The following is a 13,629-nucleotide window of genomic DNA, read 5'->3' as shown; positions in this document are numbered from 1 at the left end:
CCTATCTACCTATTCTTCTCCTCGATCCATTTACTCATAAACTTAGAAGCCTGTAGCGATTGATGCCAAAGCATAGCTCCTGTAAAATTTGCCAGACGGTGGTGTTCTAAATTCAGCTTTAATTCATTTAATCGGTCTGTAAATTGTGCTTGCCAGTGATTGGCTAGAAAACGCTTATTTATAATTTCAATCCCATTAGATTGAGCTTGTTGCCATTTATCTTTATTTACATATAATTCAATTGCTGCTTTCGAAAAAATCTTAGGATCATTAGTTATACTTCCGGCAAAGGGCAAATCTCCGTGCATCCCTTCAGCCCCCACTGTGCTAGTTATAGCAGGAGTTCCGCATTGCATAGCTTCTAATAATTTCCCTTTTAACCCTGCTCCAGTTAATAACGGCGCCAGTAATACGCGCGCATTTTCAATAACTTCAAAAGCACTTTCGGCTCTACCTAAAACATAAAAATTCTCTTTAGGATTATGCAATTGCGTATGTTTTTCGGCAGGATACGAACCATAAACACGCATTTGAGCATCAGGTAGCTCTTTACAAATCAAAGGCCAGATTTCCGTTTTTAATTGGCGCACCGAAAGCCAATTAGGTTCGTGTCTAAAATTACCTATCGTAACAAAATGAGCACGATCTTCATAACTCTTCAAAGACTTGCTAATAGCTTCACTTATTTTATCTACCATAAATGGCAGATAAAACAACTGTTGTTTAGGCACTTTAAAAAAGTTTTGTAAAAGCTGCATTTCTACTTCAGAGATTATTAAAGACAAATCGCAACGATATATACTTGCTATTTCCCGTTTAGCAAAATCAGTAGTCAAAAATTGCTCTGAGAATACTTCACCGGCCTTTAAAGCCGCTTCTCTACCTTTTCGCAGTCCGTGTAGGTCTATGGTCTCTAAAACCCGAACAGCATTGGGACACTGTTCTTTTACACGCCAACCAAATTGCTCCTCAATGACAAATTTGTCAAAAAGAACCAGAGCGGGATCAAGGTCTTTTATATAGTCATCAAAAGAAGTATCATTTAACTGTATCACCTGAGTAATTACCTGCTGATCTTCAAGATTCTCGGCGAAAGCAGTTTTACCCGCTGCACAGGCAAAATGTATTTCATAATTCTGCGTTTTCAATGCTGTTAATAACTGAAGAATGCGCGCTCCTGCAGCAGAAGAAACCGGTTCTGGCCAAACATTGCCTATAATTAATGCTCTCATTCTGCAAATATACTTTTAGCTATTCAATAAATAAGTTTCATTTATTATTGAAACTTTAAAAAATATAATTATATTTGAGTATGGAATTTAAAGAAGCCAAAGATCAATTTTTACAAACCTGGGGAGCACTGGGTTCTCAATGGGGAATTAATAAAACGATGGCGCAGATACATGCCCTTTTAATGATATCGCCAGATTCGCTATCTATGGAGGATATTATGGAAGAATTACAGATTTCCCGCGGAAATGCTAGTATGAATTTACGTGGCCTTATAGATTGGGGAATTGTTTATAAAGAATATAAGCCTGGTGAGCGACGTGAATATTTTGTTGCTGATCAGGACGTAGATTCATTAGCCCGAAAAATTGCTATTGAGCGTAGCAAACGTGAAGTGAAACCAGCGCTAAGAGTACTTGCAGGAGTTAAAAACTTTGATGACGATAACAGTAAAGAAGCACAAAAGTTTAAGATGAAGACTCAAGAATTGCACGACTTTGTTGAAAAGGCTGATACAATGCTTGAAAAAATAATAAATCAAAAAGAAAATTGGATCACCAAAACAATAATGAAGCTTATGACCTAAGCTTTTTTATTTAGATGGTAGTTTCAGTATTTTCTGAAAGTTTAAGAACCTAATTTCGATCGTGGTAAAAAATAAATTACAATATCTTGTCTTAAATTATCTTATAGTTGTTGTTTGGTTTGTAAATGGTTTAGTCTGTAAAGTCCTAAACCTAGTTCCTAGACATCAAGAAATAGTAGGTGAAATTCTGGGAAATAAATATGCTCCCCAATTGACTGTTTTAATAGGTTTTTCTGAAATTATAATGTCTATTTGGATTTTATCTCGTCATAAACAGCAATTAAATGCATGGTTACAAATAGGAATAATTTTATTAATGAATTGTATTGAGTTTATCTGTGTTCCTAATTTATTAATGTGGGGTAGATTTAATATTGTATTTGCTCTACTATTCTGTGGATTGATATACTACACAAACTTTTTCCTTAAAAAACAATTATAGGGATATGGCTATCACTTTAAAAAATCATCCTTTTGCAGTTGAAGCATTCTTTCAAAATTCAACTGTACTAACATTTGCTGTAGCTAAAGAAGAATTAGCACCACTAATACCTCCTTGTTTAGAGTTAGACACTTTTGATGACAAATGGGGTTTTGTAGCTGTCGCAATGGTCAATACAAAAAACTTACGTCCTAAAGGATTACCCAAATTTATGGGAAATGATTTCTTTTTAATCGGCTACCGCATATTTGTGCGCTATACAGATCAAAGAGGTAAAAGGCTTCGCGGTTTGTATATTATAAAATCTGAAACTAATAAAAAGCTGATGCAGTTGATGGGCAACTTATTCACGCATTACAACTATTCCTCAACAGATATCAAACATCAAACAACTACTAAAGGCATTGAGATAAAATCTATAAAATCTGATTTTAACCTTCGTATTGTCACAACTAAGAATACCGAAATTACGCTTCCTGATAGTTCTCCTTTCACTAATTGGAAAGAAGCGCGACGATTTGCAGGTCCCTTGCCATATACTTTTACTTACAATACTGAAACGAAAGAGGTTTTAATAATCGAAGGGGTACGGCAGAACTGGAAACCCAAAGCTGTTGAAGTTTTAGATTATAGGTTCTCGTTTATAAACTCTTTAAAGTTTGAAGAAATACATCTTGCAAATGCTTTTTCTATTACTAATGTTCCTTATTACTGGAAAAAAGGAAAAATTGAATTATGGAATTAAAACGCGGCAAATTTCAAGGAGTACTTAATATATTAAGTTTCAACAGGCATTTTTATATCATTGGTATATCTATACTCTTAGTATTCGGCCTTAGTCTTTATATAATTAACTGGAACATCACGATATTTTGGATTGTAATCATTGCATTTATATATGGTTTAATAGCCCCACTAATTGTTTCAGCTTATGTGTATGACTTCTCGGGATATTACAAGATGTCGTGGTTAAATAACTTAAAACTGAACTCATCAAAAATTACGCAGATCGTAAATATTAATGCTGGCTTTGATGAAACTAGCTTTATTCTGAACAAAAAATTTGAGACAGCTCAAATACGTGTTTTTGACTTTTATGATAGTAGAAGACATACAGAGCCAGCAATCGTGAGGGCTCGTAAGGTGAGCTCGGTATTTCCTAATACACAACAAATAAATTCACGACAAATCCCTATGAATAATAAATCTGCAGATATAATATTTTTACTTTCTGCCTTGCATGAAATAAGATCAAACTCAGAAAAAATAGATTTTTTAAAAGAGTGTAAAAGGATTCTTAAACCAGAAGGACATTTAATTATTGTAGAACACTTAAGAGATTTACCTAATTTGCTAGCCTTCTCATTCGGTTTTACACATTTCTTTTCTAAAAAAAACTGGCTAGATGTTTTAAAAAAAGCTCGTTTTGTTGAAACAAGAGAATCTAAATTCACACCATTTATGTCAATTTTTGTAAGCAAAATATGATAATTTATATGCAAACTCAACTACAAATTATTGGTTTTATTTTAATTGTATTAGCATTAGTACATATTGCATTCCCAAAATATTTTGACTGGCAAAATGGTTTGAAATCACTTTCGCTTATTAATAAGCAAATCTTTCAAGTGCATACATTCTTTATTGCATTTACCGTTTTTTTAATGGGACTGCTCTGCATAACTTCTGCAGAACAATTAATTACAACATCTTTGGGCAAGACAATTTCTTTAGGATTGGGTATATTTTGGTCTGTACGATTGCTTTTTCAATTTTTTGTTTATTCTCCAAAACTTTGGAAAGGCAAGACATTTGAAACAAGCGTTCATATTGTATTTACACTACTGTGGATCTACCTCAGCACATTATTTCTATTTATTTATTTTCAATAAAAAACCCATCTGTAGAATACAGATGGGTTTAAATTTTTAGAAATGCAATTCACCTACGCTTCTTCCATATACTCTTCTATAGGAGCACATGTACATATTAAGTTACGATCACCATAAGCATCATCTACACGACGTACAGTAGGCCAGAATTTATTGTCTGCCACATATTCAAGCGGATACGCTGCCTGCTCTCTTGTGTACGGTAAATCCCAGGAATCTGCTGTAAGCATCATTAGCGTGTGTGGTGCGTTTTTAAGCACATTGTTCTCGTTTTCTGCAGTTGCAGCGTCAATCTCTTTTCTAATACTCTTCATTGCATCGCAAAAACGATCTAGTTCAGATTTACTTTCACTTTCGGTTGGCTCGATCATCATTGTTCCTGCAACCGGAAACGATACTGTAGGTGCGTGAAAACCATAATCAATAAGACGTTTTGCGATATCTACTACTTCTATACCATTGTCTTTAAATGGGCGACAATCTATTATCATCTCGTGTGCTGCTCTACCCATTTCTCCAGAATACAAAACTTCAAAAGAACCTTTTAAACGTTCTTTAATATAGTTAGCATTTAGAATAGCTGCTTCTGTAGATTCTCTTAGACCGTCTGCACCTAACATTTTTATATAAGCATAGCTAATCAAACATACTAAAGAAGAACCCCAGGGAGCTGCTGAAATAGCTGTTATCGCCTGCTCACCTCCAGTTTTAATTACAGGGTTAGTAGGTAAAAAAGGAACAAGCTGTTTTGCAACACAAATAGGACCTACACCAGGACCACCACCACCGTGAGGTATCGCAAATGTCTTATGTAAATTAAGGTGACAAACATCTGCGCCAATAGCTCCAGGATTAGTTAAACCTACTTGTGCATTCATATTTGCACCATCCATATAAACCTGACCTCCATTTTCATGAATAATACCGGTGATTTCTTGAATAGCGCTCTCATACACTCCGTGGGTAGACGGGTAGGTAACCATTATAGCAGCAAGATTATCTTTATATTTTTCTGCTTTTTCACGTAAATCATCTACGTCAATGTTACCAGATTCATTTGCTTTAGTAACTACAACCTGCATCCCTGCCATTACAGCACTCGCAGGATTTGTACCGTGGGCAGATGATGGTATTAAGCAAATATTACGGTGGCTATCTCCTCTGCTCTCATGATACGCTCTAATAACCATTAGACCTGCATACTCACCCTGTGCACCAGAGTTAGGCTGTAATGAAGTACCTGCAAAACCGGTGATTTCATTTAATTGACTTTCTAATTTAGTAAGAACTTCTTGATATCCCTGTGCCTGTTCTACAGGTACAAAAGGGTGAATCCCTCCCCATCTTGGGTCGCTTAAGGGTAACATTTCTGACGCTGCATTAAGCTTCATCGTACACGATCCCAGAGAAATCATACTGTGATTTAAGGATAAATCTTTACGCTCTAATTTTTTAATGTAGCGCATCAATTCAGTTTCTGAATGGTAGCTATTAAAAACAGGATTAGTCATAAATTCTGTTTTACGACGTAAAGTTTCAGGGAATTCTTCAGCCTCAATTAATTGTTCTAAATGCGTGAATTCTTTACCTAAAGCTTCCGCAAAAACAGCTATAATTTTATTTAAATCTGCAAGGCTTGTTGTTTCATTAATAGATACTGAAACCGTGTCAGCGTCCGGGTAGTAAAAATTGATTTCATTTGCTTCTGCTAAACTTCGAACTGCATTTGCATCTGTTTTCACACGTATGGTATCAAAGTAAGCTGAATTTAATTGATACAATCCTAAATTTTCTAGGGCATCAGCTAAGGTTGTTGTGGTACGGTGAATTTTTGTTGCTATATATTTTAGTCCTTTTGGACCGTGATATACAGTGTACATACCCGCCATTACAGCAAGTAAAACCTGAGCTGTACATATATTTGAAGTTGCCTTATCTCGTTTAATATGTTGTTCACGAGTTTGTAAAGCCATACGTAATGCACGGTTGCCATTACGATCTTTAGTAACCCCTATGATACGCCCGGGAATATTTCTTTTATATTCTTCACGTGTGGCAAAATACGCTGCGTGTGGACCTCCGTAACCCAACGGAATACCAAAACGCTGCGTGGTACCTACCACAACATCTGCTCCTAAATGACCAGGTGATTCTAATAATACCAGACTCATGATGTCTGCAGCTACCGCAATCTTAATATCTGCATCTTTTGCTTTAGCTATAAATCCTGCATAATCGTGTACCTCACCACTTGCAGAAGGATATTGTAATAAAGCTCCGAAAAAGTCTGTCCCAAATTCAAATTCCTGAGGATTACCAACTACTAATTCTACTCCAACAGGAATAGCTCGTGTTTGAAGTACAGAAAGCGTTTGTGGCAAAACTTCTTTATCTACAAAAAACTTGACTACATTATTTTTCTTCTGGTCACGGGTGCGCACCGCGGCTAATAAGGTCATTGCTTCTGCTGCTGCTGTAGACTCATCAAGTAAGGATGCATTTGCCAGCTCCATACCGGTAAGATCTGCAATCATGGTTTGAAAGTTTAGCAACGCTTCTAAACGTCCCTGAGCAATTTCTGCCTGATAGGGAGTGTAAGCAGTGTACCAACCCGGGTTTTCTAAAATATTGCGCTGAATTACCGCCGGTATTTTCGCTTCGTGATACCCTAAGCCTATATAAGTTTTAAACAATTTATTTTTACTTGCAAGCGTATTTATATGAGTTGCGTACTCATATTCGCTCAAAGCAGGTTCTAAGTCTAATGGCTTTTTTAATTTAATACCATCAGGCAAAGTCTCATAAATAAGTTGATCTATAGAATCAACCCCTATCGCCTTTAACATCTCCTCCTTCTCTTCCGGTCTTGATCCTATATGCCTTAAAGCAAAAACATCTGTTCTCATATGCAATTTATGTGTGTTTAGAATTCCGCAAAATTACGATTTCAGTTATGAATAAAAGTCTATCAAACAGTGACTTTTTCAACGACCTCAAGCACTTATTAACAGTTATGCTATATTTGCGAAATGAAGTCGCTAAAAGGCATTTTTGATTTTTACATTAATAGCAGTATTCACGTGGCTTTAGCTGTACTTTGCATAGCCCTAATCACACAACATGAATTGCATCTCGAAAACGAAATAGCATTTAATTATTTTATTTTTTTTGGTACAATTACCGGGTATAATTTTGTCAAATATGCAACCCTCGCAGGACTACATCACCGCAACCTTACAGACAAGCTAAAAATCATTCAGTTATTTTCTTTTTTTTGCTTCGTAGCGCTGCTTGTTATAGCTTCTGGTTTTGAACCTCGATTCTGGATTTCATGTATCCCGCTGGCAGTCTTAACCGTGCTATATGCATTACCCTTTTTACCTCACAAAAAAAATCTAAGGATGGTGCCCACACTCAAAATTTTTATAATTGCAGCTGTTTGGGCTGGTGTTACAGCTTATCTGCCGGTTATCTATATTGATGCCCCCTGGTCCTGGGATATGAGTATTATTATAACCCAACGCTTTCTATTAGTTTTAGCGCTAATTGTACCCTTTGAAATACGCGATGCAAAATACGACTCACCTAATCTAGGGACACTCCCTCAATTAGTAGGCATAAAAAAAACTAAACTTTTTGGTTTAGTTATGATAATTATCGCTGTGGTTTTAGAATTCTTTAAAGATTCACTAAACACTTCAAATAGTATAATTCACTATCTAATCATTGCAATAACAGCAATTGCTATTTTAAGATCTTTAAAAAATCAAAATGAGTACTACTCCTCATTTTTTGTAGAAGGTATTCCTATACTTTGGTTTTTACTCCTGTTGCTTTTTAGCTAATTCTAGCTCCAGCTGCTCCTTTATACGCTCTTTACACTCTTCTGGCATCTTTAAGCATTTAGGATCATTAATAAGCTTTGTAAGTTTTACATTACGCTCAGAATATTCTGAACATTGTTTACAGATCATGTTATGTAAAATCATACTTATCTTTTCAAATAAGGAAGCATCCTTATATTGACCTTTATCACATATGTGACCTGCTTTTTTACAATCTACAAATAATTTCATCTCTTATAACCAGTTTTCTTGTAAGCAACTTGCTAGAGCTGTACGAGCCCTGTGAATGATTACCCATAAATTAGACGGTGTAATATCAAATTCTTTACAAATAGTTTCTGTATCCTGTCCTTCAATTGTTTTTTTTCTGAATATAGTGGCTTGCTTCTCTGGTAATTTATCAATACATGCATAAATGGCAACTCCTAATTCTGTGTTCTCTAAGTCATCTTCTGCCGTTTTATCAAAAGGGTCTGCAACGCGTTCCTCTAACCAATCACCGGCATCTTCATCATTTGCATAATTCATACGCACCTCTGCCTTCCCCTTATTAGAGTTTATTTTGCGATAATGGTCTATAATTTTACGTTTAAGAATTGAGATAAGCCAAGTGCGCTCGCTGGCTTCCCCTTTAAAATTTTTCATAGATTTTAACCCGGCTAAAAAGGTTTCTGAAATTATATCTTCAGCAATCTCTTTATCATTAACCTTTACAATTGTATAATTGTAGAGATAATCAGAATATTTATCAACCCATTTATGGGGATTGAGTTGGTGGTCTGCCATAATTGTTAAATCTGTCGTATCAACACCTTGCAAATCTACACAATTATAGGTTCTGAACTTCTGCGAATTTAAGTTTCCCTAGTAGCTTTTTAACAAGCGAACAAAACTTTTAATCTAAATGCCAGCAAACACCTACTTTTGTATTTGTTTAAAAATTTTGAGAGACATCAAATTTTAATCCACAGCAGTGGGAAAATACTATATTCTGTGTACGAAAAAACTTTTCCGAATAAGCGGTTTGCTAGAACTTCAAAATTCTTGAATGAAGTGCTTCCGGCAGGAAGTTCTATACTTGACTTAGGAGTAGAAAATCCGTTTTCAGAAATTATGAAAACTGAAGGTTTTAATGTTCAAAACACCAGTGGAGAAGATCTTGATACAAATACAAAAGCAGTAATACATACAGATGTTGATGCGGTTACCGCTTTTGAAATTTTTGAACATCTACTAGCCCCTTTTAATGTTTTAAGCGACATAAATGCTACTAAATTAGTAGCCAGTATACCTTTAAAACTATGGTTTTCTCCTGCTTACCAGAGTAAAACCGACAAGTGGGACCGGCATTATCACGAGTTTGAAGACTGGCAGTTTGACTGGCTTCTAGAAAAATCAGGGTGGATCATCAAAAAACGTGAAAAATTTACACATCCCGTCAAGAAAATAGGTTTCAGACCTTTATTACGCCTTTTTACACCTAGATATTATTTGATTTACGCAGAGCGAAAATGAAAATTGTAATCATCATACCTGCATACAACGAGGCAAATCTCATTAACTTAACCCTAGATTCTTTATTAAAGCAGCGTTTTTCTGCCGAAAAGATAATTGTGGTTGATGATGGCAGTACAGACCATACACCTGCTGTCGTTGCTAAATATGCTGCTTTGCATCCTACTATTAAATTAATTCAAAAAAAATCTGAAGCCGCTCATTTGCCCGGGAGCAAGGTTGTTCAAGCCTTTAATTATGGTTTAGAACGCTTAACAACTAACTACGATTTGCTGTGCAAGTTTGATGCAGATTTAATTTTTCCTGAAGATTATTTAGAAACTTTAGTGACACATTTTAAAAGCAGGCCAAATCTTGGTATGTACGGCGGCTTTTGTTACGTAGACAAAAACGGGGTTTGGGAGCTTGAAAATCTTACTAATAAAGATCATATACGTGGCGCTTTAAAGTGCTACCGTAAAGAATGTTTTAAGGCTATAAATGGTTTAAAAACAGCGATGGGTTGGGACACCCTTGATGAATTACTTGCGCAGTACCACGGCTGGGAGGTTGACACTAACGAGCATTTGCAAGTTAAACACCTTAAACCTACCGGATATACCTATTCGGCAAAAGCAAAATATAAACAAGGTGAAGCATTTTATGGTATGCGTTATGGCCTTTTACTTACTCTGGTCGCTTCCGCTAAATTAGCTTTACGAAAAAAGAACTTTCAACTATTCAACGATTATATAAGAGGCTTTTATAAGGCACAAAAAAAACACCTTCCCTACTTAGTTACTCAAGAGGAAGGTGCTTTTATAAGAAATCTTCGGTGGAAGAAGATTAAACAAAAGTTATTTTAAAACTTCTGAAATCACATCACCAGTTACCGCATTAGGAAATTCTATACCTAACAAAGCAGAAATAGTAGCTGCAATATCTGGTATCACCGTTTTTTGTGTGGTCTTACCCTTATTAATACCATTTCCGTAGAAAAGCAAAGGTACGTGTGTATCGTAACTAAACGCAGAGCCGTGAGATGAGCCAGTACCTCCACCACTTAAATAACCGGGATCTAAAACTATAAACACGTCACCACTACGCTTTTGATTAAATCCTTTTTGAACTAAAGAAGCTATACCACTTTCATAAGCCCCTTGTTCCATTTGAGCACGTGTATAAACCTTATCTACTGCATTATATTGCAATGCAAAATGCTTAATATCCTTTTGTAAATTTTCTGCATTAATATTCTCATTTGCCAGCACTTCATAACTAAAGAAAACCTGATAGTTTGATATGTTTTCAATCAAATCATCTCTCCCGTATTTTTGAGCTACAAAAGCGCTCAGTTCTTTATTAAATTCTGAACCTTTGAAGTATCCTGATGGGATTTTTAAACTTGTTAAGTACGCAGGTACGTTTACTGCTGCGTGATCTGCTGTTAAGAAAACAGTATAATTACCCTTCCCTACTTTCTGATCTAAAGCTTTAAAGAGACGTGCCAATTCTAGATCTAATCGTATATAAGTGTCTTGAATTTCTTTAGAATTTACTCCAAAATTATGCCCTACATAATCTGTACAACTGTAACTTACCGCAAGAAAATCTGTATCTGCATCCTTACCTAAATCCTCTCCATCAATTGCTGCAATTGCAAAATCTGTAGTAAGTGAATTTCCGTATGGTGTTGTTTTTAAAATATCATAGCCGCCATTTGTAGCTCCTAATTCTTTTAAATCATAAGGAAAAGTTGCTGTTTCTTTTCCTCTAAATCCACCTTCAAAATCATTAAGATCACTACCACTCTCGATATATTCTTTTATAGGCTTATAGGTGTCCCAAACTTTCATGTATGATTCTGGCTTCTTTTTATTATTGAATTCATTTACCCAATTAGGAAGATTTTCCATATAGTATGTACTCGTAACAAAACGCCCTTCATTTGCACCATAAAACCAGTAAGCTCCATTTGCTGTATGCCCTGCCGGTAGAATAGACCCTCTATCTTTTATAGCAACACCTATTGTTTTTCCGCGCATTTGCGTATGCATTCTGTTTTGATCTGTTACAGTTGTAGTCTTCATACGTCTAGGAGACATTTGTCCTACAGAATTATTTGCAGTTCCTACTGATGCTACAGTGGTATCTTCTGCACAATAGACATCCTTCTTCTCAAACTTATTATACCAGTTGTTAGATATTATACCGTGGTTTTGCGGTGTAGTTCCTGTATAAACTGAAGCGTGACCTGGGCCTGTATAGGTAGGCACATAATTAAAGTGATTATTCTGGCAGTCAAAACCTTCATTTTCTAAACGTTTAAAACCTTCACTACCATAATGCTTATCAAACCGGGTTAAATAATCATAGCGCATTTGATCTACTACGATACCTACAACAAGTTTAGGTTTTTGAGACTCTGCCTGACCAAAACTGTAAACACTCATTATTAGAAAAATACCTAATGAGTATGACTTAAAAAGTGTAAAATTCATCGATTAATTAATTTGTTTCACAAAGCTAAGGCTTTGTTTTATTAATAAGATTAAGTTAATCTTAAATAGGCGTCACACCTATTTTTGCTATTTTTAAGCCTGAATAAAAGAATATGGGATACCTAAAAGAGATTGGTCTTTATTTTATGATGATTAAGGGCGTATTTATAAAGCCCACAAAGACCTCTGTACTACGCAATCTTGTTTTGAAAGAAATAGATGATCTAATCATAGGATCACTAGGTATCGTATGTTTTATCTCCTTTTTTGTGGGTGGTGTAGTTGCTATACAGACTGCTTTGAATATGGATAACCCCATACTACCCAAGTCATTAATAGGATTTGCATCAAGACAATCTATTATTTTAGAATTTGCCCCAACCTTTATTTCTATAATAATGGCTGGTAAGGTAGGTTCTTTTATTACATCGAGCATAGGTACTATGAGAGTAACAGAGCAAATAGATGCTCTGGAGGTTATGGGGATAAATTCTTTAAACTATTTAGTTTTCCCTAAAATTATAGCAATGTTATTTTATCCTTTCGTAATTGCTATCGCAATGTTTCTTGGTATTTTAGGAGGCTACTCTGCAGCAGTATTAGGTGGTTTTTCTACCGGTGATCAATTTATACAAGGGCTTCAAGAAGATTTTATACCGTTTCAACTCGTGTATGCTTTCTTAAAAACTTTTGTCTTTGCATTGTTACTTGCCACCATCCCATCATTTTTTGGATATTATATGAAAGGTGGTGCGCTTGAAGTTGGTAAAGCCAGTACAACCTCATTTGTTTGGACCAGTGTATTTATCATTTTATCTAATTACGTTATCACTCAATTACTTTTAAGCTAATGATCGAAGTTAAAGATTTAAAGAAAGGATTTGGTGGAGATGAATTAGTCTTAAAAGGAATTTCCACAACTTTTGAAAAAGGAAAGACTAACCTGATTATAGGTCAAAGTGGGTCTGGTAAAACTGTTTTTTTGAAATGTTTGTTAGGTCTTTTTAGACCTACGGAAGGTCGTATACTTTATGATGGTGAAGCCTACTCAGAACTTTCTTCAGAAAATCAACGCACGTTGCGTGAGCAAATGGGAATGGTATTTCAAGGTAGTGCGTTGTTTGATTCTATGACGGTAGAAGAAAATATAATGTTTCCGTTGAGAATGTTTACTAAGCAGCGTAAAGCAGAACGATTAGAACGCGCTAATGAAGTTATAAAACGTGTAAATCTTATTGATGCAAATAAAAAATTACCTTCAGAAATCTCAGGAGGTATGCAAAAAAGGGTGGCTATCGCTCGAGCGATAGTTAATAATCCTAAATATTTATTCTGCGATGAGCCTAACTCAGGTTTAGATCCTCGTACGGCTACACTTATTGATAATCTTATACAAGAAATAACTCACGAATATGGCATTACTACGATCATAAATACGCACGATATGAACTCTGTGATGGAAATAGGCGAAAAGATCGTATTTCTACAAAAGGGGCATCTAGCCTGGGAAGGTTCTAAAGACACTATTTTTAAAACAGACAACAAAGATGTAACTGACTTTGTTTACTCTTCAGATCTATTTAAAAAGGTACGTGAGGCTGTATTAAAGGATCAAGCGGGAGAATAATACGCATATTTC

General features: G+C 35.5%; 15 protein-coding genes. 10 read left to right on the top strand and 5 right to left on the bottom strand.

Going from position 1 to position 13,629, the window contains the following annotated elements:
* Positions 1–5: 5 nt before the first annotated feature.
* Positions 6–1,232 carry a glycosyltransferase family 4 protein gene (locus ACIGAM_RS10625; RefSeq protein WP_396511434.1) on the bottom strand — a complete coding sequence of 409 codons (1,227 nt, stop codon included), beginning with the start codon at positions 1,230–1,232 and terminating at the stop codon, positions 6–8.
* An 80-nt stretch (positions 1,233–1,312) separates the two neighbouring features.
* Here ACIGAM_RS10625 and ACIGAM_RS10620 point away from each other — a divergent pair, with 80 nt between their 5' ends.
* From ACIGAM_RS10620 to ACIGAM_RS10600, 5 genes are all read left to right on the top strand, one after another.
* Positions 1,313–1,816 (top strand): GbsR/MarR family transcriptional regulator, encoded by a 504-nt coding sequence (locus ACIGAM_RS10620; RefSeq protein WP_396511433.1) that lies wholly within the window; start codon positions 1,313–1,315, stop codon positions 1,814–1,816.
* A 61-nt stretch (positions 1,817–1,877) separates the two neighbouring features.
* The gene (locus ACIGAM_RS10615) at positions 1,878–2,258 is read left to right on the top strand and encodes a DoxX-like family protein (RefSeq protein WP_396511432.1); all 381 of its coding nucleotides are present in this window, start codon (positions 1,878–1,880) and stop codon (positions 2,256–2,258) included.
* Positions 2,259–2,262: 4 nt separating this feature from the next.
* Positions 2,263–3,003, top strand: coding sequence for a DUF2071 domain-containing protein (locus tag ACIGAM_RS10610; protein ID WP_396511431.1), 741 nt, complete (start codon positions 2,263–2,265; stop codon positions 3,001–3,003).
* The gene (locus ACIGAM_RS10605; protein WP_396511430.1) at positions 2,994–3,746 is read left to right on the top strand and encodes a class I SAM-dependent methyltransferase; all 753 of its coding nucleotides are present in this window, start codon (positions 2,994–2,996) and stop codon (positions 3,744–3,746) included. Before ACIGAM_RS10610 ends, ACIGAM_RS10605 begins: the two co-directional genes overlap by 10 nt.
* 8 nt (positions 3,747–3,754) lie before the next feature.
* A complete protein-coding gene (locus tag ACIGAM_RS10600; RefSeq protein ID WP_396511429.1) occupies positions 3,755–4,150 on the top strand; it encodes a hypothetical protein in 396 nt (131 codons plus the stop codon).
* Positions 4,151–4,203: 53 nt separating this feature from the next.
* On the opposite strand, the gene gcvP is transcribed toward ACIGAM_RS10600, so the two are convergent.
* Entirely contained in the window at positions 4,204–7,056 is a 2,853-nt protein-coding gene (gcvP, locus tag ACIGAM_RS10595) for an aminomethyl-transferring glycine dehydrogenase (protein ID WP_396511428.1), read from the bottom strand.
* 123 nt (positions 7,057–7,179) lie between these two features.
* Here gcvP and ACIGAM_RS10590 point away from each other — a divergent pair, with 123 nt between their 5' ends.
* Positions 7,180–7,995 (top strand): hypothetical protein, encoded by an 816-nt coding sequence (locus ACIGAM_RS10590; RefSeq protein ID WP_396511427.1) that lies wholly within the window; start codon positions 7,180–7,182, stop codon positions 7,993–7,995.
* Here the strand turns inward: ACIGAM_RS10590 and ACIGAM_RS10585 are convergent.
* Positions 7,972–8,139, bottom strand: a complete 168-nt coding sequence (locus tag ACIGAM_RS10585) for a hypothetical protein (RefSeq protein ID WP_396511426.1) — start codon at positions 8,137–8,139, stop codon at positions 7,972–7,974. The two genes, ACIGAM_RS10590 and ACIGAM_RS10585, sit on opposite strands and share 24 nt — an antisense overlap.
* 90 nt (positions 8,140–8,229) lie before the next feature.
* The gene (locus tag ACIGAM_RS10580) at positions 8,230–8,781 is read right to left on the bottom strand and encodes a sigma-70 family RNA polymerase sigma factor (protein WP_396511425.1); all 552 of its coding nucleotides are present in this window, start codon (positions 8,779–8,781) and stop codon (positions 8,230–8,232) included.
* Positions 8,782–8,988: 207 nt separating this feature from the next.
* Here ACIGAM_RS10580 and ACIGAM_RS10575 point away from each other — a divergent pair, with 207 nt between their 5' ends.
* Positions 8,989–9,510: a methyltransferase gene (locus tag ACIGAM_RS10575; protein ID WP_396511424.1), complete on the top strand. Its 522-nt coding sequence runs from the start codon at positions 8,989–8,991 to the stop codon at positions 9,508–9,510.
* A complete protein-coding gene (locus ACIGAM_RS10570; RefSeq protein WP_396511423.1) occupies positions 9,507–10,355 on the top strand; it encodes a glycosyltransferase in 849 nt (282 codons plus the stop codon). The genes ACIGAM_RS10575 and ACIGAM_RS10570 overlap by 4 nt, the downstream gene beginning before the upstream one ends.
* On the opposite strand, the gene pafA is transcribed toward ACIGAM_RS10570, so the two are convergent.
* Complete coding sequence (gene pafA / locus ACIGAM_RS10565) at positions 10,347–11,990, bottom strand: alkaline phosphatase PafA (protein WP_396511422.1); 1,644 nt, start codon at positions 11,988–11,990, stop codon at positions 10,347–10,349. The two genes, ACIGAM_RS10570 and pafA, sit on opposite strands and share 9 nt — an antisense overlap.
* A 113-nt stretch (positions 11,991–12,103) precedes the next feature.
* On the opposite strand from pafA, the gene ACIGAM_RS10560 reads away from it, so the two are divergent.
* Together ACIGAM_RS10560 and ACIGAM_RS10555 are read left to right on the top strand one after the other, a co-directional pair.
* Positions 12,104–12,841, top strand: coding sequence for an MlaE family ABC transporter permease (locus ACIGAM_RS10560; protein ID WP_396511421.1), 738 nt, complete (start codon positions 12,104–12,106; stop codon positions 12,839–12,841).
* Positions 12,841–13,617, top strand: a complete 777-nt coding sequence (locus ACIGAM_RS10555; protein ID WP_396511420.1) for an ABC transporter ATP-binding protein — start codon at positions 12,841–12,843, stop codon at positions 13,615–13,617. The genes ACIGAM_RS10560 and ACIGAM_RS10555 overlap by 1 nt, the downstream gene beginning before the upstream one ends.
* Positions 13,618–13,629: the final 12 nt, after the last annotated feature.

The sequence above is a fragment of the Leeuwenhoekiella sp. NPDC079379 genome (assembly GCF_044542075.1).
GTDB lineage: Bacteria > Bacteroidota > Bacteroidia > Flavobacteriales > Flavobacteriaceae > Leeuwenhoekiella.
Note: the sequence above shows the minus strand (reverse complement) of the source record. Positions and strands in the feature narration are given on the sequence as shown.

Coding starts and splice junctions, on each gene's coding strand:
- ACIGAM_RS10580 (WP_396511425.1), bottom strand. CDS start 8,781: ATGGCAGACCACCAACTCAATCCCCATAAATGGGTTGATAAATATTCT.
- ACIGAM_RS10585 (WP_396511426.1), bottom strand. CDS start 8,139: ATGATTTTACATAACATGATCTGTAAACAATGTTCAGAATATTCTGAG.
- ACIGAM_RS10600 (WP_396511429.1), top strand. CDS start 3,755: ATGCAAACTCAACTACAAATTATTGGTTTTATTTTAATTGTATTAGCA.
- ACIGAM_RS10570 (WP_396511423.1), top strand. CDS start 9,507: ATGAAAATTGTAATCATCATACCTGCATACAACGAGGCAAATCTCATT.
- ACIGAM_RS10560 (WP_396511421.1), top strand. CDS start 12,104: ATGGGATACCTAAAAGAGATTGGTCTTTATTTTATGATGATTAAGGGC.
- pafA (WP_396511422.1), bottom strand. CDS start 11,990: ATGAATTTTACACTTTTTAAGTCATACTCATTAGGTATTTTTCTAATA.
- ACIGAM_RS10610 (WP_396511431.1), top strand. CDS start 2,263: ATGGCTATCACTTTAAAAAATCATCCTTTTGCAGTTGAAGCATTCTTT.
- ACIGAM_RS10605 (WP_396511430.1), top strand. CDS start 2,994: ATGGAATTAAAACGCGGCAAATTTCAAGGAGTACTTAATATATTAAGT.
- gcvP (WP_396511428.1), bottom strand. CDS start 7,056: ATGAGAACAGATGTTTTTGCTTTAAGGCATATAGGATCAAGACCGGAA.
- ACIGAM_RS10625 (WP_396511434.1), bottom strand. CDS start 1,232: ATGAGAGCATTAATTATAGGCAATGTTTGGCCAGAACCGGTTTCTTCT.
- ACIGAM_RS10555 (WP_396511420.1), top strand. CDS start 12,841: ATGATCGAAGTTAAAGATTTAAAGAAAGGATTTGGTGGAGATGAATTA.
- ACIGAM_RS10620 (WP_396511433.1), top strand. CDS start 1,313: ATGGAATTTAAAGAAGCCAAAGATCAATTTTTACAAACCTGGGGAGCA.
- ACIGAM_RS10590 (WP_396511427.1), top strand. CDS start 7,180: ATGAAGTCGCTAAAAGGCATTTTTGATTTTTACATTAATAGCAGTATT.